Source organism: Pseudomonas sp. DWP2-2, from assembly GCF_049897065.1.
Taxonomy (GTDB): domain Bacteria; phylum Pseudomonadota; class Gammaproteobacteria; order Pseudomonadales; family Pseudomonadaceae; genus Aquipseudomonas; species Aquipseudomonas paracarnis.
On record NZ_JAFCVN010000014.1, the window covers coordinates 34,321 to 55,535 of the forward strand.

At 60.4% G+C, this 21,215-nt stretch carries 18 protein-coding genes and 4 tRNA genes; 9 read left to right on the forward strand and 13 right to left on the reverse strand.

All coding sequences use genetic code 11. From position 1 onward, the window contains the following. Positions 1-530 precede the first annotated feature (530 nt). A complete protein-coding gene (locus ACP7CZ_RS23445) occupies positions 531-1,271 on the reverse strand; it encodes an FKBP-type peptidyl-prolyl cis-trans isomerase (protein WP_003190133.1) in 741 nt (246 codons plus the stop codon). A gap of 247 nt (positions 1,272-1,518) precedes the next feature. Between ACP7CZ_RS23445 and ACP7CZ_RS23450 the strand changes: the two genes are divergently transcribed. Together ACP7CZ_RS23450 and ACP7CZ_RS23455 are read left to right on the forward strand one after the other, a co-directional pair. Continuing rightward, positions 1,519-3,327 carry a di-heme-cytochrome C peroxidase gene (locus ACP7CZ_RS23450; protein WP_294191595.1) on the forward strand — a complete coding sequence of 603 codons (1,809 nt, stop codon included), beginning with the start codon at positions 1,519-1,521 and terminating at the stop codon, positions 3,325-3,327. A 29-nt stretch (positions 3,328-3,356) separates the two neighbouring features. Beyond that, entirely contained in the window at positions 3,357-4,490 is a 1,134-nt protein-coding gene (locus tag ACP7CZ_RS23455; protein ID WP_054897889.1) for a catalase family protein, read from the forward strand. An 89-nt stretch (positions 4,491-4,579) separates the two neighbouring features. Here the strand turns inward: ACP7CZ_RS23455 and ACP7CZ_RS23460 are convergent. The 4 genes from ACP7CZ_RS23460 to ACP7CZ_RS23475 all read right to left on the reverse strand — a co-directional run bounded on the left by ACP7CZ_RS23460 (position 4,580) and on the right by ACP7CZ_RS23475 (position 5,100). Next, a tRNA-Asp gene (locus ACP7CZ_RS23460) sits at positions 4,580-4,656 on the reverse strand. Positions 4,657-4,675: 19 nt separating this feature from the next. Beyond that, a tRNA-Val gene (locus tag ACP7CZ_RS23465) sits at positions 4,676-4,751 on the reverse strand. Positions 4,752-4,928: 177 nt separating this feature from the next. Next, positions 4,929-5,005 (reverse strand) — tRNA-Asp (locus tag ACP7CZ_RS23470). 19 nt (positions 5,006-5,024) lie between these two features. Continuing rightward, a tRNA-Val gene (locus ACP7CZ_RS23475) sits at positions 5,025-5,100 on the reverse strand. A gap of 159 nt (positions 5,101-5,259) precedes the next feature. On the opposite strand from ACP7CZ_RS23475, the gene rdgC reads away from it, so the two are divergent. The 3 genes from rdgC (at position 5,260) to sugE (ending at position 7,733) form a co-directional block, all read left to right on the forward strand. Beyond that, positions 5,260-6,180: a recombination-associated protein RdgC gene (gene rdgC / locus ACP7CZ_RS23480; protein ID WP_005786703.1), complete on the forward strand. Its 921-nt coding sequence runs from the start codon at positions 5,260-5,262 to the stop codon at positions 6,178-6,180. A 166-nt stretch (positions 6,181-6,346) separates the two neighbouring features. After that, positions 6,347-7,306: a bile acid:sodium symporter family protein gene (locus ACP7CZ_RS23485; RefSeq protein ID WP_096142930.1), complete on the forward strand. Its 960-nt coding sequence runs from the start codon at positions 6,347-6,349 to the stop codon at positions 7,304-7,306. Positions 7,307-7,418: 112 nt separating this feature from the next. Further along, positions 7,419-7,733 (forward strand): quaternary ammonium compound efflux SMR transporter SugE, encoded by a 315-nt coding sequence (sugE, locus tag ACP7CZ_RS23490; RefSeq protein ID WP_054897869.1) that lies wholly within the window; start codon positions 7,419-7,421, stop codon positions 7,731-7,733. Between the two features lie 108 nt (positions 7,734-7,841). Here sugE and ACP7CZ_RS23495 read toward each other — a convergent pair whose 3' ends face one another. From ACP7CZ_RS23495 to ACP7CZ_RS23505, 3 genes are all read right to left on the reverse strand, one after another. Then, a complete protein-coding gene (locus ACP7CZ_RS23495) occupies positions 7,842-9,716 on the reverse strand; it encodes an MFS transporter (protein ID WP_294191952.1) in 1,875 nt (624 codons plus the stop codon). Between the two features lie 59 nt (positions 9,717-9,775). Next, a complete protein-coding gene (locus tag ACP7CZ_RS23500) occupies positions 9,776-10,924 on the reverse strand; it encodes a TDT family transporter (protein ID WP_294191955.1) in 1,149 nt (382 codons plus the stop codon). Positions 10,925-11,035: 111 nt separating this feature from the next. Further along, a complete protein-coding gene (locus ACP7CZ_RS23505; RefSeq protein ID WP_294191957.1) occupies positions 11,036-12,223 on the reverse strand; it encodes an MFS transporter in 1,188 nt (395 codons plus the stop codon). Between the two features lie 91 nt (positions 12,224-12,314). Here ACP7CZ_RS23505 and ACP7CZ_RS23510 point away from each other — a divergent pair, with 91 nt between their 5' ends. Next, complete coding sequence (locus ACP7CZ_RS23510) at positions 12,315-12,854, forward strand: TetR/AcrR family transcriptional regulator (protein WP_054921690.1); 540 nt, start codon at positions 12,315-12,317, stop codon at positions 12,852-12,854. 174 nt (positions 12,855-13,028) lie between these two features. Here the strand turns inward: ACP7CZ_RS23510 and ACP7CZ_RS23515 are convergent, their stop codons facing one another. From ACP7CZ_RS23515 to ACP7CZ_RS23530, 4 genes are all read right to left on the reverse strand, one after another. Beyond that, positions 13,029-13,808, reverse strand: coding sequence for an ABC transporter permease (locus ACP7CZ_RS23515; RefSeq protein ID WP_017529785.1), 780 nt, complete (start codon positions 13,806-13,808; stop codon positions 13,029-13,031). Continuing rightward, the gene (locus ACP7CZ_RS23520) at positions 13,805-14,737 is read right to left on the reverse strand and encodes an ABC transporter ATP-binding protein (RefSeq protein WP_057978126.1); all 933 of its coding nucleotides are present in this window, start codon (positions 14,735-14,737) and stop codon (positions 13,805-13,807) included. Before ACP7CZ_RS23520 ends, ACP7CZ_RS23515 begins: the two co-directional genes overlap by 4 nt. A 135-nt stretch (positions 14,738-14,872) precedes the next feature. Beyond that, positions 14,873-15,490: a glutathione S-transferase family protein gene (locus tag ACP7CZ_RS23525; RefSeq protein WP_032892575.1), complete on the reverse strand. Its 618-nt coding sequence runs from the start codon at positions 15,488-15,490 to the stop codon at positions 14,873-14,875. A 56-nt stretch (positions 15,491-15,546) separates the two neighbouring features. After that, a complete protein-coding gene (locus tag ACP7CZ_RS23530; RefSeq protein ID WP_054897863.1) occupies positions 15,547-16,206 on the reverse strand; it encodes a transglutaminase-like domain-containing protein in 660 nt (219 codons plus the stop codon). A gap of 190 nt (positions 16,207-16,396) precedes the next feature. Between ACP7CZ_RS23530 and ACP7CZ_RS23535 the strand changes: the two genes are divergently transcribed. Both ACP7CZ_RS23535 and ACP7CZ_RS23540 read left to right on the forward strand, forming a co-directional pair. Then, positions 16,397-18,844: an acyl-CoA dehydrogenase gene (locus ACP7CZ_RS23535; protein ID WP_057978128.1), complete on the forward strand. Its 2,448-nt coding sequence runs from the start codon at positions 16,397-16,399 to the stop codon at positions 18,842-18,844. A gap of 75 nt (positions 18,845-18,919) precedes the next feature. After that, the gene (locus tag ACP7CZ_RS23540; RefSeq protein ID WP_003190109.1) at positions 18,920-19,327 is read left to right on the forward strand and encodes a PA2817 family protein; all 408 of its coding nucleotides are present in this window, start codon (positions 18,920-18,922) and stop codon (positions 19,325-19,327) included. Between the two features lie 138 nt (positions 19,328-19,465). Here the strand turns inward: ACP7CZ_RS23540 and ACP7CZ_RS23545 are convergent, their stop codons facing one another. Continuing rightward, positions 19,466-20,398 (reverse strand): LysR family transcriptional regulator, encoded by a 933-nt coding sequence (locus tag ACP7CZ_RS23545; protein WP_034127229.1) that lies wholly within the window; start codon positions 20,396-20,398, stop codon positions 19,466-19,468. Positions 20,399-20,487: 89 nt separating this feature from the next. Here ACP7CZ_RS23545 and ACP7CZ_RS23550 point away from each other — a divergent pair, with 89 nt between their 5' ends. Continuing rightward, positions 20,488-21,129 (forward strand): alanyl-tRNA editing protein, encoded by a 642-nt coding sequence (locus ACP7CZ_RS23550; RefSeq protein WP_198790723.1) that lies wholly within the window; start codon positions 20,488-20,490, stop codon positions 21,127-21,129. The last annotated feature ends 86 nt before the right edge of the window (positions 21,130-21,215 follow it).

Genomic DNA, 21,215 nt, shown 5'->3' on the forward strand with positions numbered 1-21,215 from the left:
CAGCCAACGCTAACCACGATGCGAAGCGAGCCGCTCTTGATCTTGATCTGCTTTTGATCTTAGGCGCCCCGTTAAACCACGCTGGCCGGAATTCGACAGGGATTTGGGGGGTAAACCGGCAGGGATGCCGGTTTAGCCGCCCCGCGCCATGGATGGCGCGTGGCGGCGGCCCCCCAAATCACTGGCGGATTACGGGCACACCGAGCCTGAGCGAGGTGCCGAGTGGTGGGGCAAGAGCGTTTTGCTTACTTTGCCGCTCTTGCAAAGTGAGCCGCCGTCAGGGCGGAACCCTATGTGGCCGTTACCGCAGCAATGGATATGTACACAATCCAACTGTGTTGATTGCCAGGCCGCCTTCGCGAGCAAGCCCGCTCCCACAGGTTGATCGTGGTGTGTCAGTTAGTAGGTGTAGGCTGGCAGGCCGTCATCGCAGGCAAGCCAGCTCCCACAGAAGATTTTTGCATCCTTTGATACAGCCCCGAAAACAACAACGCCCCGTCGAGACGGGGCGTTGTGTGTTCAGGCGCCGATTACTTCTTGGCGGCTGGTGCAGCAGGTGCGTCCGCTGCTTCTGCCTTGGCTGGGTCCTTGATGGCCAGCAGCTCCAGGTCGAATACCAGCACGGAGTTGGCCGGGATCGCCGGGCTCGGGCTCTGGGCGCCGTAGGCCAGGTCGGACGGGATGTACAACTCGACCTTCTCGCCAACATGCATCAGTTGCAAGCCTTCGACCCAACCCGGGATCACGCCGCTGACCGGCAGGTCGATCGGGCTACCACGATCTACAGAGCTGTCAAAGGTAGTGCCGTTGGTGAGCTTGCCGGTGTAGTGAACAGTCACCACGTCGGTTGGCTTAGGCTGGGCGCCGTCGGCCTTCTTCACGATCTTGTACTGCAGACCGGAAGCGGTGGTGACGACGCCGTCTTTCTTGGCGTTGTCTTCGAGGAATTTCTTGCCGGCAGCTGCCGACTCTTCGCTCATTTTGGTCATGCGCTCTTCGGCACGCTTTTGCAGCGCGGCGAAGGCTTCAACCAGTTCGTCATCTTTGAGCTTCTGCTCTTTCTTGCCGACAGCATCTTCAATGCCTTGGGCTACCGCTTTGGAGTCCAGGTCATCCATGCCTTCTTGGGCAAGGCTCTTGCCCATGTTCAGGCCGATGCCGTAGGAAGCTTTTTGCGCCGGGGTTTTCAGCTCTACGCTGGTTTGCGAATCACAACCCGCAAGTACCAGGCTAACCAGGGCCACCGCCGCCGCCAACCGATGCTGTTTCATGCTATTTCCTTGTTCATGCGCCAAAAGGGCATTCGAATAAAGTCGCGAGCTTATCAGGCGGCCCCGACCAATGGCTACCGGCATGTGAGCAGGAAACTTCTGATAAGTTCACGTGTTTAAAAGCATTTCCATTTATCATGGGCCACCGCGACGGATCGCGGGACCGCCTGCCAGCAGGCTAATCGCTACTTGCCGCACCTGTGGCGCAGTGGCATAACAACGCGACAATTCGACAAGGATAGTTATCTTGCGCATTTTTTCCCGAGTTTTACTCCTGATACTGATCGCACTGGGCCTGATCCTGGCCGTGGTGCTCTATTACACCCTCAACCCCAAGCTGCCGGATTACGTGCCCGTGAAACAGGTGCACTATCAGGAGCAATGGAGTGCCGCCGACCGCCAGACCTACTACTTCACGCCCCAGGGCACTCAAGTAAAAGGCCTGCACTACGACTGGTTCACCGCCCTGGAGCTGCCGTTCTCCGAGCAACGCTTTGCCGCGCCGCAGTACCTGGCGCGCTTTGGCTTCCTGGTCGATCCCAAACAGGTGCCCACCGCGCAAAACCCTGGCAACCTGCCGGTAGGGTTCGCCCGGCACCAGAACGCCGACAGCAAGGCTCAGTACCTGGATATCACCTGTGCGGCCTGCCACACCGGCGAATTGCACTTCAAGGGTCAGGCCCTGCGTATCGACGGCGGCTCGGCGCAACACGTACTGCCCTCCAGCGTTCCCACGTTGCGTGGCGGCAGTTTCGGCCAGGCCCTGGTCGCCAGCCTGGCCGCTACCTATTACAACCCATGGAAGTTCGAGCGCTTTGCCCACAAGGTCCTGGGGGATCAGTACGACGCCCAGCGCGATCAACTGCGCAAGGACTTCAAGCAATCGCTGAACCAGTTCCTCAAGGTTGCCTGGAATGACACCCACCGCGGCCTTTACCCCACCGAAGAAGGCCCGGGCCGCACTGACGCCTTTGGGCGCATCGCCAACGCCAGTTTTGGCGACGCTATTTCCCCAGACAATTATCGCGTCGCCAATGCGCCGGTGGACTACCCGCAGTTGTGGGATATCTGGACCTTCGACTGGGTGCAGTGGAATGGCTCGGCCCAACAGCCCATGGCGCGCAACATCGGCGAAGCCCTTGGCGTAGGCGCGACCCTGACGTTCTTCGACACTGCCGGGCAACCGCTCAAAGGCGATGCCCGCTACCCGTCCAGCGTACGGGTGCGCGACCTGCACCTGATCGAAGAAACCCTGCAACGGCTCAAACCGCCGACCTGGCCGCAATACTTGTTCGGTGCCATCGACAAGCCCCTCGCCGCCCAGGGTCGCGCACTCTTTGCCGAGAACTGCGCCGGCTGCCACCTACCCACCGTCACCCAGGAAAACGGCCGTCCGGTGCAGCAGTTGAAAATGCTGCCGGTGAACTACATCGGCACCGACCCCGGCACGGCCAACAACATTGCCGACCAACGCTATGACCTCAGCGCGTTGCAATGGGACCCGGCCGAACTGGCCCGGCTCAATGTCGAATTGCACCCCACCCCCACCGCGCCGCTGGACCTGAAAAAAATGTCGGTGGCCCAGGGTTTAGCCTATGTCACCGCCTTCGTCGAAGAGCATGCCTACCGTGCGGCCGGCGTTACCGCGGCCGAGCGCCCAGGCCTGGACGGGTTCGGCCTGCCCATCGGCGTGCGCGAATTGCGTGCCTACAAGGCGCGGCCACTGGCAGGCGTATGGGCCACCCCACCGTTCCTGCACAACGGTTCAGTGCCGACGATCTACCAACTGCTCTCGCCTCAGGACGAACGCAGCACTACCTTCTATAAGGGCACCTTCAACTACGACCCGCGTCACCTGGGGTTTGAGACCACCGCCTTCAAGAATGCCTTCCTGTTCGATACCAGAATCACCGGCAACCACAACAGCGGCCACGAATTCCGTGCCGGCGAACGTGGCAATGGCGTGATCGGCCGTGGCCTGCTGCCGCAGGAACGCTGGGCGCTGCTCGAATACCTCAAGGTGCTGGGCGGCCCGCTGGAGCAACAACTGCCATGATTATCCGCTCGCAAAACAAGGACCGCTCCATGCTTGCTCGTCTCTGGCTACGCCTTGGCGCCTTTGTTGGCAAAACCCTGCTGTGGCTGCTGGGCCTGGGCCTGCTGGGGTGGGTGTTGGCCACGGCCTGGTTCGCCTGGCAGCACAGGGGCCCGGTGTCGGTGAAGGAACAGATCCCGCCGGGTGAAGCGGCGATGACCCAAGGCATCATCCAGACCGCCGTGCGCATCGTTGATCAGCATCGCGAAGGCACTCGCTACCTGCGTGATGCCCATGCCAAGGCCCATGGGTGCGTGAAAGCCGAGGTCAGCGTTCTGGCAGATCTCGACCCGGCCTTGCGCCAGGGCGTGTTTGCCGAGCCGGGCAAGACCTGGCAGGCGACGATGCGCCTGTCCAACGGCAACGCTTATCCGCAATTCGACAGCATCCGCGATGCACGCGGCATGGCCATCAAGCTGTTGGATGTGCCGGGCAAGCAACTGATGGCAGATCAGCAAGCGCGCACCGAACAGGATTTCGTGATGTTCAGCCACCCGAACTTCTTTGTCAGCGATGTCGCGGAATACGCGCAAAACATCGGCGCGCAAGCGGATGGCAAGAAGGTCCTGGCTTTCTTTCCCAAGCTCGACCCGCGCAGTTGGCAAGTGCGTCACTTGTTTATCGCCCTGGCAACCCTGGCGCCCGCACCGGCCAGCCCGACGCAGACGACTTACTTTTCAGTTTCGCCCTACAAGTTTGGCGCGGCCAACGCCAAGTTCCGCGTCGCGCCCGACCCACAAAGCTGCCCGGGTTATGTGTTGCCCAAACAGAACCAGGCCCTGCCGAACTTCCTGCGCAGCGCGCTCAACCAGCAACTGTCCACCGACCGTGTAGATGCGTGTTTTGTGCTGCAAATCCAGCGGCAAAACCCGCAGGCGTTCATGCCGATCGAAGACACCAGCATCGAATGGAAGGAAAGCGACGCGCCGTATGAAACCGTGGCCAAGGTCAGGATTCCCGCCCAGGACTTCGACACGCCGGCGCAGAACCTGGCGTGCGATAACCAGTCGTTCAACCCCTGGTTCGGGCTGGAAGCGCACCGCCCCATCGGCGGCATCAACCGGCTGCGCAAAGCGGTGTACGAGGCCGTCAGCGATTACCGCCACAGCCGCAACGCACCGTAAGGCGCGTTAAATCGCAGGCGAAAAAAAACCCGCTCAATGAGCGGGTTTCTTTTGGCTACCTGGCGTTCAGTATTCCAGGTGACCGAATATGGCGCAGCGGACGGGACTCGAACCCGCGACCCCCGGCGTGACAGGCCGGTATTCTAACCGACTGAACTACCGCTGCGCGTAACACTTGAAGCGAATGGTGGGTGATGACGGGATCGAACCGCCGACCCTCTGCTTGTAAGGCAGATGCTCTCCCAGCTGAGCTAATCACCCTTCGTTTCGGTGTGGGCGCATCATACACCAAAAAATCGTAATGTCTTGATTTAAATGCAATTTATTTAAAAAAAGTTTAGCGCACGATTTTTTGCTATATTTCGGACAGAAAAAAACCCGCTCAATGAGCGGGCTTTCTTTGGTTACCTGGCGTTCAGCGTTCCAGGTGACCGAATATGGCGCAGCGGACGGGACTCGAACCCGCGACCCCCGGCGTGACAGGCCGGTATTCTAACCGACTGAACTACCGCTGCGCGTAACACATGAAGCGAATGGTGGGTGATGACGGGATCGAACCGCCGACCCTCTGCTTGTAAGGCAGATGCTCTCCCAGCTGAGCTAATCACCCTTCGTTTCGGTGTGGCGCGCATTCTACGGAGCGACCCTAAGTCTGGCAAGCACTTTCTTAAATCTTTTTTTTCAGCCCTTCCAATGGCTTAGGCAGGGTTGGCCTGCGGCGTGATCAAGAGAATAATGCCCCCCTTTGTATAGAGGAGAGACTCACCCCATGTGGTTCAAGAACCTGCTTATCTATCGCCTGACCCAAGATCTGCCTGTTGATGCCGAGGCGTTGGAAGCGGCCATGGCCACCAAGCTGGCGCGCCCTTGTGCAAGCCAGGAGTTGACCACTTACGGTTTCGTCGCGCCTTTTGGTAAAGGTGAAGACGCCCCCCTGGTTCACGTCAGCGGCGATTTCCTGCTGATCGCCGCTCGCAAGGAAGAACGCATCCTGCCGGGTAGCGTGGTGCGTGATGCACTTAAAGAGAAAGTCGAAGAGATCGAAGCCGAGCAAATGCGCAAGGTCTACAAGAAGGAGCGCGACCAGATCAAGGATGAAATCATCCAGGCCTTCCTGCCGCGTGCCTTTATCCGTCGCTCGTCGACCTTCGCTGCAATCGCGCCGAAACAGGGCCTGATCCTGGTCAACTCGGCCAGCCCCAAGCGTGCCGAAGACCTGCTGTCGACCCTGCGTGAGGTGATCGGCACCCTGCCCGTCCGCCCTCTGACGGTAAAAACCGCACCAACTGCAATCATGACTGACTGGGTCACCACCCAGAAACCGGCTGATGACTTCTTCGTCCTCGACGAATGCGAACTGCGCGACACCCACGAAGACGGCGGCATCGTGCGCTGCAAACGCCAGGACCTGACCGGCGAAGAGATCCAGCTGCACCTGACCACCGGCAAGGTCGTAACCCAACTGTCCCTGGCGTGGCAGGACAAGCTGTCCTTCATGCTCGATGACAAGATGACCGTCAAGCGCCTGAAGTTCGAAGACCTGCTGCAAGACCAGGCGGAACAGGACGGCGGCGACGAAGCCCTGGGCCAACTGGATGCCAGCTTTACCTTGATGATGCTGACCTTCGGCGATTTCCTGCCGGCGCTGGTCGAGGCACTGGGCGGCGAAGAGACACCACAGGGCATCTAAGCAACACCGATCCAATGTGGGCACGGTCAGTGTGGGAGCTGGCTTGCCTGCGATAACGGAGTGTCAGCCAGAGTAGTACGGACTGATACACCGCTATCGCAGGCAAGCCAGCTCCCACATTTGATTGCATCGACAACTCGGAAATCGAATAAAAAAGGACATCCCCATGCGCGCACTCGCCGCCTTGAGCCGCTTCGTCGGCAATACCTTCGCTTACTGGGTGCTGATATTTGCCGTGCTCGCCTTCCTCGAACCCAGCTGGTTCATCGGCCTGAAAAGCGCCATCGTCCCGCTGCTGGGCCTGGTGATGTTCGGCATGGGGCTGACCTTGAAACTCGAAGACTTCGCCGAAGTCGCTCGCCACCCGTGGCGCGTGGCCTTGGGCGTGGTCGCGCATTTCGTGATCATGCCGGGCGTGGCATGGTTGCTGTGCCAGGCGTTCCATTTGCCTGCGGAAATTGCCGTTGGCGTGATCCTGGTCGGCTGTTGCCCAAGTGGCACGTCGTCCAACGTCATGACCTGGCTGGCCCGGGGTGACCTGGCGTTATCGGTGGCGATTGCCGCGGTCACCACCCTCCTCGCCCCGCTGCTCACACCGGCGTTGATCTGGCTGCTGGCCTCGGCCTGGCTGCCAGTGTCGTTCATGGAACTGTTCTGGTCGATCCTGCAAGTGGTGCTGCTACCCATCGTACTGGGCGTGGTCGCGCAGCGTTTGCTCGGTGATCGGGTAAGGCATGCGGTGGATGTGCTGCCACTGGTGTCGGTGGTCAGCATTGTGATCATCGTCGCGGCCGTGGTTGCCGCAAGCCAAGGCAAGATTGCCGAGTCGGGCCTGCTGATCATGGCCGTGGTGATGCTGCACAACAGCTTCGGTTACCTGCTGGGCTACTTCACCGGGCGCCTGTTCAAGTTGCCCTTGGCGCAACGCAAGTCGCTGGCCCTGGAAGTGGGCATGCAGAACTCCGGGCTGGGTGCCGCGCTGGCCAGTGCGCACTTTTCGCCACTGGCGGCGGTGCCCAGTGCGTTGTTCAGCGTCTGGCACAATATTTCCGGCGCATTGCTGTCGACCTATTTCCGCCGCATGAGCGAAAAGGAAGACCGCCGCGCCCTGGAAACCACGCCGTAACTTGATCGCCCGGTCCAATTTCGGCACTCTACCGAACTTCGCGGGGACGACCTCGCGACGCTATCAAGCGCTCACCCGGGGACGACCCCACTTTGATAGAAGCGAGGTCATCATGTCCTGGATCATTCTGTTTTTTGCCGGGTTGTTTGAAGTGGGCTGGGCCGTCGGCCTGAAGTACACCGACGGGTTCAGCAAGCCGCTGCCCACCGTCCTGACGATTGCCGCGATGGCCGTCAGCCTTGGGTTGTTGGGGCTGGCCATGAAGGAATTGCCGCTGGGCACCGCCTATGCCATCTGGACCGGCGTGGGGGCCGTGGGCACCGTGATTGCCGGGATTATCCTGTTTGGAGAATCCATGGCGTTGTTTCGGTTGGCGAGTGTGGCGTTGATTATTTGTGGGCTGATTGGGCTAAAGATTTCCACTTAAGCCACTACCGCTATCGCAGGCAAGCCAGCTCCCACCTTTTGAATTGTGAATACAGTCAAATGTGGGAGCTGGCTTGCCTGCGATGATGCCCTGACAAACAACGACAAACTACCTGGCACTCCCCCGCAAACCGCCCACCACAGAGTGCAACTGCTCAGGCGTTGCCGCTTCCACAGCCACCGGCTCGCCCGCCACCAACACCACCCGCGACCAGATCCGATGAAACAAACCCTTGTTCGGATCACGGCTGAAGAAACTCCCCCACAACCCCTGCAATGCCATCGGGATCACCGGCACCGGCGTCTCCTCCAGGATGCGCGTCACCCCACCGCGAAACTCATTCATCTCGCCATCGGCTGTCAGCTTGCCTTCCGGGAAGATGCACACCAACTCGCCATCCTTGAGGTACTGGGCAATGCGCGCGAACGCCTGTTCGTAGATCTGAATGTCTTCATGGCGCCCGGCAATCGGAATAGCCCCTGCGGTGCGGAAGATAAAATTGAGCACCGGCAAGCGGTAGATCTTGTAGTACATGACAAAGCGAATCGGCCGACGTACTGCGCCACCAATCAACAGCGCATCGACAAACGACACATGGTTGCACACCAGCAACGCCGCGCCTTCATCCGGGATGGCTTGCAGGTTGCGATGCTCCACGCGGTACATGGAATGGCTGAGCAGCCAGATCATGAAGCGCATGGTGAACTCGGGGACGATTTTAAAGATGTAAGTGTTAACCGCGATGTTGAGCAGCGACACCACCAGGAACAACTCGGGGATCGACAGCTTGGCCACGCTCAACAGCAGAATGGACACGATGGCCGAGACCACCATGAACAGTGCATTGAGAATGTTGTTCGCCGCGATCACCCGTGCCCGTTCGTTCTCGGCGGTACGCGACTGGATCAGCGCATACAGCGGCACGATGTAAAAGCCGCCGAACACCCCCAGGCCGAGGATATCGAACAGCACCCACCACGCCTGGCCGTAGCTGAGCACCGCGAGCCAATCGTTGGCTTGCACGTTCTGCGGGAAGCCGCCGGAGTGCCACCACAGCAGCAGGCCGAACACGGTCAGGCCAAATGAGCCAAACGGCACCAGGCCGATTTCCACCTTACGCCCGGAAAGCTTTTCGCACAGCATCGAGCCCAGGGCGATGCCCACCGAGAACACCGTGAGGATCAAGGTCACCACGGTTTCGTCGCCGTACAACCATTCCTTGGCATAGGCAGGTATTTGCGTGAGGTAAATAGCGCCGACAAACCAGAACCATGAGTTGCCGACAATCGAGCGCGACACCGCCGGCGTCTGCCCCAGGCCCATGCGTAAAGTCGCCCAGGACTGAGTGAAGATATTCCAGTCCAGGCGCAGCTGCGGTGTCGAAGCCGCTGCGCGCGGGATGCTGCGGCTGGCCAGGTAGCCCAGCACCGCCACGGCCACAATCGCCACCGCCACCACCGGCGCGTAATGGGTGGAAGACATCATGACCCCGGCACCGATGGTGCCGGCCAAAATTGCCAGGAACGTGCCCATCTCCACCAGGCCGTTACCGCCGACCAACTCATCGTCGTGCAATGCCTGGGGCATGATCGAGTACTTCACCGGGCCGAACAGCGCCGAGTGAGTGCCCATGGCAAACAGCGCCAGCAGCATCAGTTCAAGATGATTGGTCAGAAAACCCGTCGCGCCCACCGCCATGATCACGATCTCGCCGATCTTGATCGCGCGGATCAACGCGTCCTTGTTGAATTTCTCGCCAAACTGCCCGGCCAACGCCGAGAACAGGAAGAACGGCAGGATAAACAACAAAGCACACAGGTTGACCCAGATGGAGCGGTCACCCTCGATGGTGAGCTTGTAAAGGATGGCCAGGATCAGCGACTGCTTGAAGATGTTGTCGTTGAACGCGCCCAGCAACTGGGTGATGAAAAACGGCAAGAAGCGCCGCGTGCGCAGCAAGGTGAATTGGGAAGGATGGCTCATCGTCGTCCGTGTTCCTGCGTGGCCTTTATTTATCAGGCCACGACTTTACCTAATCCTGCTTACTTATTCGCTAGCCCGGCAATACAAGGCGAAACAAAAAGCTCGCCTTTATAAGCGCCCTGCACGGTGCGCTTGGCCACGATCAGCCACATCAGCGCCAGCGCAACCACCAGCACACTGCCAAACACACTGAAAAACGCCAGATGTAACAGGCTCGCCAATTTAAGCGTGGCCAAGGCGTAAACCCCCAATGGGAAGGTGAAGCCCCACCAGCCCAGGTTGAACGGGATACCGGCGCGCAGGTAACGCAGGGTGATCAACACCGCAATCAACATCCACCACAAGCCGAAGCCCCACAGGGTGATGCCCGCAATCAGGCCCAGGCCGTGGGCCATTTCACCGACACTGGCCAGGCCATTGGCGGCAAAGATCGCGGGGGCATCCGTACCGAGCAGCAACATGCCCAGGGCACCGGTACCGATCGGGCCCAGGGCCAACCAGCTCGACGCGGCCATATTGGCGTGAGGCAACTTATGCAAGGCCATGCGCAGCATCAGGATGGTCAGGATGCTGAACGCTACCGGCAGGGAAAACGCCCACAGCACGTAGCTGGTCACCAACATCACCAGCTGCGAATGGGCATCGGCCAAGTGCGGCGCAAGCAAGCCGCCGCTGGCCGCCGCCACTTCGGCCGCCACCACGGGCAACAGCCAGACGGCGGTCATCTGGTCGATACTGTGCTCCTGGCGGGTGAACATCATGAATGGGATCAGCACGCCGCAGGCCAGGGACATGGCGACGTCCAACCACCACAGAACTTCGGCCAGCGGGATGACATCACTGCCCCAGCGCGGCAAACCGAACAGCAGCAAGCCATTAAGAATGGTCGCCAGCCCCATGGGGATAGTGCCGAAAAACATCGAGACGGTGGAGTGCCCGAAGATGCGTCGCGCCTCGTGGAAAAACATCACCCAGCGGGCAGCGTAGAGCACGCTGAACAGCACAAACAAGCCGATGGTGAACAGCCACAGGCCCTCGGCGACGGCATGCAAGCCGGGCAGGTTGACTGGCAGCTGGGCCAAGGTCAGGGCCAGCACACCGGTGCCCATGGTCGCGGCAAACCAGTTCGGGGTGAACTGGCGAATCACTTCCCGGGGACGGGCCAGGTGACTGAAGGGTTTGTAGCGGTGAGTGGTCGAGCAGGTCATGGGTTAATCCTCTTCCTCATATGAGGTTGAGGCCATGATAGAACCTGATCGAATATCTATATAACGGGTAATATCTCTAACTGTTATCTATTTTATCTATATTAACCACGATCATGCCCTCGCCCTTGCTGGCGCCGAGTCCCGCCACCACAACCCACCAAGGGCCCCGAGAGACAGCAAGATAAGCACCGCACCGTAGCCGTCCGTGGTCGCGACCAAGCCAAACACGCGGCTCAGGTTGCCCGCCAACAACGCCGGCACGCAAAACGCCAGGTAGCTCAATACATAGAACGCCGACATCAGGCCCGCCCGCTCATGGGGCAACGCCAGGCCCACGATGCTGCGCACACTGCCCATGAAGCCGCCGCCGAACCCCAGGCCTGCGATCACACTGGCGACAAAGAACAGCCACAGGCTGGCGATGTTTACGGCAACCAGCAGCAACCCCACGCCCACGGCCAGCAGTGCAGCCGACACGCGCATGACCCTGTCAGCCGCGTGGTTGCGCAGGCTGTAGATCATCACCGCGCCGCTCAAGGTCACCACCGCCACCAGCCCGCCGCCGATCAAGTGCGAGGTCGACCCGGTGGCGACACGCACCAACGACGGTGCCAACGAGGAAAAGAACCCACCCAGCGCCCACACGGCCACATTCAATGGCATCGCCAGCCCCAACGCGCGGCGCGCCTGCGGCGGCACATGCAGGGTTGGCGCCAGTGACTTCAAGGCGCCGGGTATGCGGCTGACCGTTTCAGGCAGGCGCCAGATATACAGAGCCTGTAACACCATCAAGGCCAGCAGGGTGTAGTAGATCAATTGGGTTGGCCACGGCGCGAACTCCACCAGCAACCCGCTGCCCAGGCCACCACTGGCCATGCCGAGCATCGGTGCAAGGCTGTTGAGCATCGGGCCGCGGACGCGGTCGGTATCGAGCAGCGTCGCACTCAATACCGCTGTGGCAGTGCCAGTCGCGAAGCCCTGCAGCGCGCGGGCGGCCAGCAGGCAGGCGGTGCTGTCCGCGTTGATAAACAGCAGCATCGCCACACTATTGAGCAGCAGCGCGACGAAGATCACCGGCTTGCGCCCCAGGTAATCCGAGAGCGACCCCACCGTCAGCAGGGCCGCCAGCAGGCTCACGGCATAGACACCAAAGATGGCCGTGAGCATGGCCGCCGAAAAATGCAGGTGGTCTTGATACACCTGGTACAACGGCGTCGGCGCGCTGGAGGCGGCGAGAAAGGTCAGCACCATGATCACTAGAAACGCCAGGCTGGACCGCTGAGAGATGACACTGGGCATGGGCACGCTCCGCTAAAGCTAATATTTTGCTTTTGTGCAGTGTGCTATTCGCTGGCGTTTAAAGCAAATTCTTTGTGTTAAGGTCTTGCCCATGGCGATCAAAGAAGGCCTCCGCCCGGGGGGCCGCAGTGCCCGGGTACAAGAATCCGTCCACAGGGCGGTGCGCGAATTGCTGGAGGCCCATGAGCGTTCCAGCGTCACCGTGCCGATGATTGCGGCATGTGCAGGCGTCACGCCGTCGACCATTTACCGGCGCTGGGGCGATCTGTCAGTACTGCTCGCCGACGTCGCCCTGGCCCGTATGCGCCCCGATACCGAACCGGCCAACACCGGCAGCCTGCGTGGCGACCTGCAAGCCTGGGCCGAGCAATACCTGGATGAGATGAGTTCGGACGTAGGCCGCAACATGATGCGCGACGTGCAAAGCAGCCCGACGCCAGGGTATTGCGTGAGCATCCTGAGTGGGCAGTTGCAGGTGATTGTTGACCGCTACCCGCAGGAACAGCCACCGAGCGTTGACCATCTGATCAACCTGCTCGCCGCACCGACGGTGTTTCGTATTCTATTTTCGGCCCAGCCTTTGGCGGTAGAAGAACTGCATACCCTGATCGAACTGGCACTGAAAATCTAAGGCACGTGCGCCGACCAGAATGTGGGAGCTGGCTTGCCTGCGATGCAGACACCTCCGTACACCCGTCAAGCGAAGTCGATACCATCGCAGGCAAGCCAGCTCCCACATTTGTTCTGTGTGCATCCAATAAAAAACGGCCTCTGATGAGGCCGTTTTGTTATTTCCAATCCCACATCATGTACGCATCCCACGCCCACTCACCAGCAACCGCGCACAACCGATATACAGCACCACGGTCGCAACGATCATAAAGGTGATCGCCACACTGATCTTGATATCCGACACGCCCAGAATGCCGTAGCGGAAGGCGTTGACCATGTGCAGCACCGGGTTGGCCAGGGACACCGTCTGCCAGAACGGCGGCAGCAAGGTGATGGAGTAAAACACCCCGCCCAGGTAGGTCAGCGGCGTGAGCACGAAGGTCGGGATGATGGAAATATCATCGAAGTTGCGTGCGAACACGGCGTTGATAAAGCCCAGCAGCGAGAAGATCGTCGCCGTCAGCACCACCACCAGAATAGTGACACCCAGGTGATGCACCTGCAGCTGGGTAAAGAACAGGGACAGCAGCGTCACGATCACTCCCACCATCAGGCCACGCAACACGCCGCCCAGGGTGTAGCCGATGAGGATGGTGTGCGGTGACACCGGCGAGACCATCAGCTCTTCAATGGAGCGCTGGAACTTGCTGCCAAAGAAACTCGACACCACGTTGCCATAGGAGTTGGTGATCACCGACATCATGATCAGGCCCGGCACGATGTATTCCATGTAGGTGAAGCCACCCATGTCGCCGATCTGCCGGCCGATCAGGTTACCGAAGATCACAAAGTACAGGACCATGGTGATCGCCGGTGGCAGCAGGGTCTGCGGCCAGATCCGGGTAAAGCGCTTCACTTCGCGATAAACAATGGTTTGCAGCGCTACGAGGTTGGGTTGCAGTTCGGAACTCATACCGCCACCTTCGCCAGATTTTTCTCCACCAGGGACACGAACAACTCCTCAAGGCGATTGGTTTTGTTACGCAGGCTCAACACTTCGATGTTCTGAGTGGCCAACTGGGTGAACAGCGCGGTGATGCCCATGGCTTTGTCCACCTGCACCTCCAGAGTGTGGCTGTCTACCAGGCGGCTGGGGTAACCCAGCAGATGCGGCGCCACCGACAGATTGTTCTTCAGGTCGAGCAGGAAGGTTTCCACATGCAACTGGCCCAGCAGGTTGCGCATGCTGGTGTTCTCGACAATGGTGCCGTGGTCGATGATGCCGATGTTGCGGCACAACTGCTCAGCCTCTTCCAGGTAGTGGGTGGTGAGGATGATGGTGATGCCCTTCTCGTTCAGTTCGGTGAGGAAGGTCCACATCGAGCGGCGCAGCTCGATATCCACGCCGGCGGTAGGTTCGTCGAGGATCAACAGACGCGGCTCATGCACCAGGGCGCGGGCGATCATCAGGCGTCGCTTCATGCCACCGGACAACGAGCGCGAGGGTACGTCACGCTTGTCCCACAGGCCCAGTTGGGTCAGGTACTGCTCGGCGCGTTCCTTGGCGACTTTCGCCGGAATGCCGTAGTAGCCGGCCTGGGTCACGACAATGTCGAAGGTCTTTTCGAACTGGTTGAAATTGAATTCCTGGGGCACCACGCCAATGGAGCGCTTGAGCGCTGCCGGGGATTTGTCCAGGTCATGACCGAAGATATTCACCGTGCCGCTGGTCTTGTTGACCAGGGTGGAGAGAATGCCGATGGTGGTGGATTTGCCGGCACCGTTGGGGCCGAGCAAGGCGAAGAAGTCACCTTCGGCAACGTCCAGATCGATACCACTCAGGGCCTGGAAACCGTTGCCGTAGGTTTTGGTTAGCTGCCGGATGGACAGAGCGGAACTCATATGGAAGTACGCACCAAAGAAGGGAATAGAAAGAATAGATGAAGGCACACCGCAGGTAGTTCAACCGGCGATGCAGTGCGAGCATGGTGCGTGCCCATGCCGCACAAGTACAGTCACCCGTATTAATAGTGTGTATTAAGTCAACGCGGTCATCACCGCCTTGCGGTAGGCCGGGCGCTGCTGCAGGCGCTGGTACCAGGCCTCCAGATGGGGCATGGCAGGGCGTTCGATGGGCATCTCGAACCAGGCGTAGATGAAGCAGCCCAAGGGAATATCGCCCATGCCGAACGCCTGGCCGGACAGGTAGGGTTGCTCGGCGAGGGCTTGTTCGACGGTTTTGAGCGCGTCGATACAGGCTTGGCGCCCGGCATTGATGCTGTCCCAGTTTTGCTGGTCAGCCGGGGTGCGCACGATGCCCCAGAACACCGCTTTGAACGGATCGGCGAGCGTGGAAGTGGTCCAGTCCATCCACTTTTCGGCGTTGGCCCGGGCTTGCAGGTCGCTGGGGTAAAAGTCCGATGCCTGCTTGGCGCACAGGTAACGCACGATGGTGTTGGATTCCCATAGCACAAAGTCGCCATCTTCGATCACCGGCACCCGGCCATTGGGGTTCATGGCCCGGTATTGCGGGGTATCGACCACACCAAAAGCCCCGCCCGCATCAATTGCTTCATAGTCCAGGCCGAGTTCCTCGGCGCACCACAGTGCTTTCCTGACGTTTGATGAATTTTTACGACCCCAGATCTTCAGCATGACCGCGCCTTATCGTTGATGAACATGGCTTGATGAACGCAGCAGCATACGCCGGTTCAGCCGCGGCTTAAATCGCCCTGCATATCGCCGAGCAAGGTGGGCGCATCGTCGCCAAACAGGTGCGGGTAGCACTGGCGGATATGCCCGAAGAAAAATGCTTCGGGCACGTCAGCAAATTGCCCGTGGTCCACCACGTACTCCATAGAACGCTGGCCCTGGCGATTGAACGCGTGGAACACGCTGTCGTGCAGCCCATCGAATTCCAACGGCGGCACGTCGAACACTTCGCACAGTTGCTGGTTGAACGCCGGAGTGGCCTTGACCCAGCGGCCGTTCAGGTAAAGCTCGGTATAACCGTGCATGGCGAACACGTCACTTTTGAGCAGAGCGAGCAGTCGCGGTGTGGACAGGTGGTTGCGCACGTCCGCCAGGCCAATGCGTGCGGGAATGCCGCAGTGGCGCGCGCAAGCGGCGAGCAACGTGGCCTTGGGCACACAGTAGCTTTCGCCGGCCGCCAGGGCGAAGCTGGCGCTCAAGGTGTTGGGGTCACGGCTGAAGGTATAGGGGTTGTAGCGAATGGCCTCGCGCACGGCGTAGTAAAGACTGACTGCCTGGTCACTTAAATCCGGGCGGGTTCCGCGGTGTTTCTCGGCGAACTCCACCACCACAGGGTGGTCACTATCGATGAAGCGGCTGGGACTCAAGTACGTATTCATGAGCTTGATCTCCGAGGGGAGCCTGGAGTTTAACCACCAGGCCTGCCAGAGAGATAACGACGATTCGGCCAAATGCCGGCGCCGGCTGATGGGTTGCCCAGTACACCTTGTTACACCCTGATCACTCGGCTTGTTCGGATGCCGACTAAGCTCCCTGGTGGTTTCGCCCCTGGTTCACGGAGGATTGAATATGCTGTTGTTGTGGATACTGGTGCTGGTGGTCGGCATTGCCTACCTGGCACACCGCCGTACTGCCCCCCTGCCCGCCCTGGGTGTGGTCGCCGTCTACCTGCTGGCGATGGGCGCCTGGAGCCACGCACCGGGTTGGCTGCTGCTGATCTTCTGGGTACTCCTGGCCGTGGTGGCCGCGCCTTTGCTGCTGCCTGACCTGCGCCGCCAATACTTCACCAAGCCGCTGTTCAGCTGGTTCCAGAAAGTGCTGCCGCCGATGTCCGAGACCGAGCGCGATGCGATTGATGCCGGTACCGTGTGGTGGGACGGCGAGCTGTTCAGTGGCCGCCCGGACTGGGACAAATTGCTGGCCTACCCCAAGGCGCAGTTGACCGAGGAAGAGCAGGCGTTCATCGACGGCCCCACCGAAGAACTCTGCGCCATGGTCAGCGACTGGGAAATCGGCCAGGCCATGGACCTGCCGCCGCAAGCCTGGGAACACATCAAGACCCATGGCTTCTTCGCCCTGATCATTCCCAAGGAGTACGGTGGCAAGGGCTTCTCCGCCTATGCCCACTCCCAGGTCGCCATGAAACTCGCGACCCGCAGCGGTGACCTGGCCTCCACCGTGATGGTCCCCAACTCCCTCGGCCCCGCCGAACTGCTGCTGCACTACGGCACCGAGGAACAGCGCAATCATTACCTGCCGCGCCTGGCCCGTGGCGACGACATCCCGTGCTTCGCCCTCACCGGCCCGCTGGCCGGCTCCGATGCGGGCGCCATGCCCGACACCGGCGTGATCTGCAAAGGCGAATGGGAAGGCAAGGAAACCCTCGGCCTGCGCCTGAACTGGGAAAAGCGCTACATCACCCTCGGCCCGGTCGCGACCTTGCTCGGCCTGGCCTTCAAGGCTCATGACCCGGACCACCTGTTGGGTGAAGAAGAAGACCTGGGCATCAGCCTCGCGTTGATTCCTACCGACACCCCTGGCGTGGAAATCGGCCGTCGTCACCTGCCGCTTGGCGCCGCTTTCATGAACGGCCCCAACTCCGGCAAGGATGTGTTCATCCCCCTGGAATACCTGATTGGTGGCCAGGAAATGCTCGGCAAGGGCTGGATGATGCTGATGAACTGCCTGTCGGTCGGCCGTTCGATCTCGCTGCCCGCCGTCGGCACCGGCGCCGCCAAGTTCACCAGCCTGGTGACCGGCCAATACGCCCAGGTGCGCGAACAGTTCAACGTACCGCTGTCGGCCTTCGAAGGCATCCAGGAAGCCCTGGCACGCATCGGTGGCAACGCCTGGCTGATGGACAGCGCGCGCATGCTCACCGCCAACGCCGTGGACCTGGGCGAGAAGCCGTCGGTGTTGTCGGCGATCCTCAAGTATCACCTGACCGAACGCGGCCGTGAGTGCATCAGCCACGCCATGGACGTGCACGGCGGCAAGGGCATCATCATGGGTCCCAACAACTACCTGGGCCGCAACTGGCAGGGCGCACCGATCTTCATCACCGTGGAAGGCGCAAATATCCTTTCGCGTAACCTGATGATCTTCGGCCAGGGCGCGATTCGCTGCCACCCCTTCGTGCTCAAGGAAATGGCCCTGGCCGGCCGCGAAGACCATGACCAGGCGTTGAAGGAATTCGACGGCCTGCTGATGCAACACATCGGCTTCGCCGTCAGCAACGCCGCCAGCACCCTGGTGCTGAACCTGGGCTTCGGGCACTTCGAAAAAGCCCCGGGCAACCGTTTGAGCCAGGGCTACTTCCGTGCCCTGAACCGCCAGGCGGCTGCGTTTGCCCTGCTGGCCGACCTGAGCATGATGTTGCTGGGTGGCGAGCTCAAGCGCCGCGAACGCCTGTCCGCCCGCCTGGGTGATGTGCTCAGCCACATGTACTTGGCGTCGGCGGCGCTCAAGCGTTATCACGACCTGGACTCGCCGGACCATCTGGAGCCGCTGTTTGCCTGGGCCATGGAAGAAAGCCTGGGCGAATCGGAACGCGCATTGGATGAGCTGCTGAGCAACTTCCCGAACAAGGTGCTGGGCTGCCTGTTGCGGGTGATCGTGTTCCCGTTCGGGCGTCGTCATACCGGGCCGTCCGACGCGCTGGATGCCGAAGTGGCAGCCGTGATCGGCCGCGCCAAAGGCGACCCGACCCTGGAAGAATTGCTGGCCGGCTGTTATCGCCCGCAATCAGCAGAAGATCCCGTGGGCGCCCTGCAACATGCCTACGACCTGCTCGGTGCCAGCCACCCCTTGCAGAAAAAACTCCACAGCGCGCTCAAAAGCGGCCAGGTCAAGCCGGCTGCCGGCGAGCATGCCATCGACGCGGCCCTGCAGGCCGGCGTGCTGCAACCGGCCGAGGCACAAACCTTGCGCGATGCCGAGGCTGCGCGACGCAAGGTGATCGACGTGGATGATTTCAGCAAGGAAGAGCTGATGCAGGCAGAAGGTAAAGTCCGCTGAGTCGAGCGGTCATATAAAAACGGGCGCGAGAGGCTTATACTCTCGCGCCCGTTTTTGCTTTAGAGGCCTTATCTCGTGTCCAACGTCGTTGCCGATCATCTTGTCTTGCTCGACCACTTGCGCAGCATCCTGGTTGCCGTCGGCGAAGCCGAACAGGTACCCGAGGAAAGCCACTCGCTGTTCCTGGAGCGTTTCGACGAACTGCGCGCCCTGTTGCCAATCGACCCGATCGAAAGCCAGTACCTGGGCCAGGACCTGATGAGCCAGGTCATCCTGCGCTACCCGCAAATCGCCCACCTGGTGCCCCGTGACCTGCTGTGGTTCTTTGGCGGCGACTGCCTGCACTTCATGCCCGACGAAGAACTGGACCTGTACCAGGCCCTGGAAGAACGTCGCTATGAAGCCGAACAGAACGACGAACCGTTCGACTGGAACCAGGAAAAACAGCTGCTGGCGATGCCTCAGGACCAGAGCAAGCACTGACAACTATGCTCGTTCCTACGCTCTGCGTGGGAACCTATCCTGTGACGCTCTGCGTCACCCGTGCACAGGCATAAAGGCAGGACGCGGAGCGCCCAGGTGGCATTCCCACGCAGAGCGTGGGAAAGAGCAACCGCGCTCCTACCGTCGGCGCAGCGTGGGCTCCCTGGCCATGCACTCCACCAGATAATCGATAAACACCCGCAACTTCGGCGGCAGGTAACGTGTGGGCGAATGCAGCAACCACGCCTCGCCATGGTACGACGCAATAAAATCCCACCCCGGCAACACCTGCACCAAATCTCCTGCTTCCAATGCGTGCCGCGCGGTGAAATACGGCAAGCTGGCAATCCCGACATGCTGCAACGCAGCCTCCAGTCGCACCCCGGTGTGGTTCGCCGCATACCGGCCGCGTACGCCGACCGTTACCGCCTTGCCAGCCTGGCGAAACTTCCAGCGTGAATCTCCCGGTGTCTCACCCAGATAGATGCAACTGTGCCCGAGCAGATCATGGGGATGGCTCGGTGTACCGTGCTCGGCCAGGTACTGCGGCGTAGCGCACAGCAAATGTTCGATGGGCAACAGTTGGCGCCCGACCAAACCTGGCGGTGGGCTGTCGGTGATGCGGATGCTCAAGTCGACGTTGTCGTCGATCAAATCCACATGCCTGTCTTCCAGGATCAATTGCACATCCACCTTGGGATAGCGCCGCAAAAATTCCGGCATATGCGGGTGCACCACAAATCGCCCCACCGCCTTGGGCACACTGACCCGCACCAGCCCCTCGGCTTCATGGGTAAATTGCCCACTGATTTCCATCACCGAGCGCGCCGCATTGACCATCTCCTGGCAACGCTTGAACACCTCCTCGCCGCCCTCGCTCAGGCGCAGCTTGCGCGTGGTACGTTGCAGCAGGCGCGTGGCCAGGGCTTGTTCCAGGCGCGAGATGCTGCGGCTCACCGCCGAAGGTGAAACGCTGAGTTGCCGCGCCGCTTCGGAGAAGCTGCCGGTTTCCACGACCTTGACGAAAATCGCCATTTCACCCAATAGCGGCAAAGGAAGATTGATGCTCATGACGCACAGGTCCATTGATAATTGAGCAGATTATCACCCATCTGCGCACTATTTATACTGCCCACAGAACCCTGATGCGGATGTAGATGATGACCGAGCGCCTGTTTTTTACCCACGACCACCTGACGGCCGAGCTGGAAGTGCTCAGTTGCACCCCGAACGAAGAGCAATTCGCCGTGATTGTGCAGTCGACCATTTTCCATCCCCAAGGCGGAGGCCAGCCGTCCGACACCGGCTGGCTCGGCGACAGCCAGGTGCTGCGAGTCATGCAGGAAGGCGAACAGGTGGTGCACTACGTCCACCGACCTCTGGAACCTGGCCTCGTCGTTGCACGAGTCGACGCACAGCGGCGCGCCTTGCATACGCGTCTGCATTCGGCGGGGCACTTGATTGGCAATGCCGGCGAACGCCTGGGCTGGATGCCGATCAAGGCCCACCATTGGCCCGGCGAAGGCAAGATCACTTTTATCCGTGGCGAGACCGCGCAAGACATGGATGCGCAGGCGCTCCAGCAGTGGGTCAACACATGGATCGCCGCCGACTATTCCCGCCATATGACGCTGGAAGACGGCACCCGCGAAGTCGGCTTCGGCGAATTACCGGCGTACGCCTGTGGCGGTACGCATGTTCAAGCGTTGAGCGAACTGGGCCAGGTAACGATCCTGGCGTTGTCGGAGAAAAAAGGCGCGCTCTCGGTGCGCTACAGCCTCGCTGATACCCTGACACTGTAGGAGCGAGCTTGCTCGCGAAGACCGTTAACGATAACGCGGGATACCTGATTCCCATCGGCGCCCTTTCGTTTTCGCGAGCAAGCGCG

What these genes read in the sequence shown, in the direction of transcription:
- ACP7CZ_RS23445 (WP_003190133.1), bottom strand. Translation starts at nt 1,271, where the DNA reads ATGAAACAGCATCGGTTGGCGGCGGCGGTGGCCCTGGTTAGCCTGGTA.
- ACP7CZ_RS23455 (WP_054897889.1), top strand. Translation starts at nt 3,357, where the DNA reads ATGCTTGCTCGTCTCTGGCTACGCCTTGGCGCCTTTGTTGGCAAAACC.
- rdgC (WP_005786703.1), top strand. Translation starts at nt 5,260, where the DNA reads ATGTGGTTCAAGAACCTGCTTATCTATCGCCTGACCCAAGATCTGCCT.
- ACP7CZ_RS23485 (WP_096142930.1), top strand. Translation starts at nt 6,347, where the DNA reads ATGCGCGCACTCGCCGCCTTGAGCCGCTTCGTCGGCAATACCTTCGCT.
- sugE (WP_054897869.1), top strand. Translation starts at nt 7,419, where the DNA reads ATGTCCTGGATCATTCTGTTTTTTGCCGGGTTGTTTGAAGTGGGCTGG.
- ACP7CZ_RS23495 (WP_294191952.1), bottom strand. Translation starts at nt 9,716, where the DNA reads ATGAGCCATCCTTCCCAATTCACCTTGCTGCGCACGCGGCGCTTCTTG.
- ACP7CZ_RS23500 (WP_294191955.1), bottom strand. Translation starts at nt 10,924, where the DNA reads ATGACCTGCTCGACCACTCACCGCTACAAACCCTTCAGTCACCTGGCC.
- ACP7CZ_RS23505 (WP_294191957.1), bottom strand. Translation starts at nt 12,223, where the DNA reads ATGCCCAGTGTCATCTCTCAGCGGTCCAGCCTGGCGTTTCTAGTGATC.
- ACP7CZ_RS23510 (WP_054921690.1), top strand. Translation starts at nt 12,315, where the DNA reads ATGGCGATCAAAGAAGGCCTCCGCCCGGGGGGCCGCAGTGCCCGGGTA.
- ACP7CZ_RS23515 (WP_017529785.1), bottom strand. Translation starts at nt 13,808, where the DNA reads ATGAGTTCCGAACTGCAACCCAACCTCGTAGCGCTGCAAACCATTGTT.
- ACP7CZ_RS23520 (WP_057978126.1), bottom strand. Translation starts at nt 14,737, where the DNA reads ATGAGTTCCGCTCTGTCCATCCGGCAGCTAACCAAAACCTACGGCAAC.
- ACP7CZ_RS23525 (WP_032892575.1), bottom strand. Translation starts at nt 15,490, where the DNA reads ATGCTGAAGATCTGGGGTCGTAAAAATTCATCAAACGTCAGGAAAGCA.
- ACP7CZ_RS23530 (WP_054897863.1), bottom strand. Translation starts at nt 16,206, where the DNA reads ATGAATACGTACTTGAGTCCCAGCCGCTTCATCGATAGTGACCACCCT.
- ACP7CZ_RS23535 (WP_057978128.1), top strand. Translation starts at nt 16,397, where the DNA reads ATGCTGTTGTTGTGGATACTGGTGCTGGTGGTCGGCATTGCCTACCTG.
- ACP7CZ_RS23545 (WP_034127229.1), bottom strand. Translation starts at nt 20,398, where the DNA reads ATGAGCATCAATCTTCCTTTGCCGCTATTGGGTGAAATGGCGATTTTC.
- ACP7CZ_RS23550 (WP_198790723.1), top strand. Translation starts at nt 20,488, where the DNA reads ATGACCGAGCGCCTGTTTTTTACCCACGACCACCTGACGGCCGAGCTG.